Raw genomic sequence first — 688 nt, 5'->3', positions numbered from 1 at the left:
GGTCGGCCAACCGCACCTGCCGGCCTTCGCCGAAGGCGGTCAGGCTCGGGCCGGGCTCCACGGCGGGGGCCGGGAGCAGCTCCAGCAGCCGGGGCTCCTCGCTGGTGGCGGCCAGAACCTGCAACCGATCCAGGTGGTCGGCAACCAGCACACCCGCCGCGGTGCCAAGCAGGACTTCGGTGAGAGTCTCGATCAGGTCTTGGGCCACCTCGACCGGGTCGTAGTCGGCGACCAGGGAATCGGCCAGACGCACGAAGGCATCGTTGAGGGCTTGCTCTCGGGTGGGCATCGAGGCTCCACTTCCACACGGCTGCTTTGCTGAACCGTGCTGGTCATTCGAGTCTAAGGCGCGCGCTGGTCCGGACCAACAGTGTCATTGGGGCTGAACCGAATCCGGTGTGCCACGACCTCGGCGGCCAGAGCCGCGATCGGGGACCCGGTGGTAAGCGCACGAGCGACGAGCTGGGCGTAGGCGGTGGCGATGTCGACACCCAGCTGTGCCGCTGCGATCCCGGTGGCCTGATGGATCTCGCGGGTCGAGACCGCCGCCTCCCACCACGACCCCAGCCCGTTGTGGTTGTTGTTGTCGAGGCTGCCAGGCACCACCGCGAAGGCGTGCGCCCGCAGCTGGGGTATGCGGATCGCGGTCAGCAGCACCACGGTCACCAGATCGGACAGCTGCACTGCC

General features: G+C 68.6%; 1 protein-coding gene and 1 pseudogene. Both read right to left on the bottom strand.

Annotated elements, in window-relative coordinates; translation table 11 throughout:
- A pseudogene (locus tag IBX22_RS37170) lies at positions 1-289 on the bottom strand (transcriptional regulator); the annotation flags it as partial.
- 53 nt (positions 290-342) lie between these two features.
- Positions 343-688 (bottom strand): ANTAR domain-containing protein (locus IBX22_RS37165; RefSeq protein ID WP_194820542.1); only part of this gene is annotated, 346 nt, incomplete at its 5' end.

Origin of the sequence: Nocardia sp. XZ_19_385 (assembly GCF_015355755.1) — a bacterium.
In the GTDB taxonomy this organism is placed as follows: domain Bacteria; phylum Actinomycetota; class Actinomycetes; order Mycobacteriales; family Mycobacteriaceae; genus Nocardia.
The sequence above is the reverse complement of the archived record's forward strand: the minus strand, read 5'-3'. Positions and strand labels throughout refer to the sequence as shown.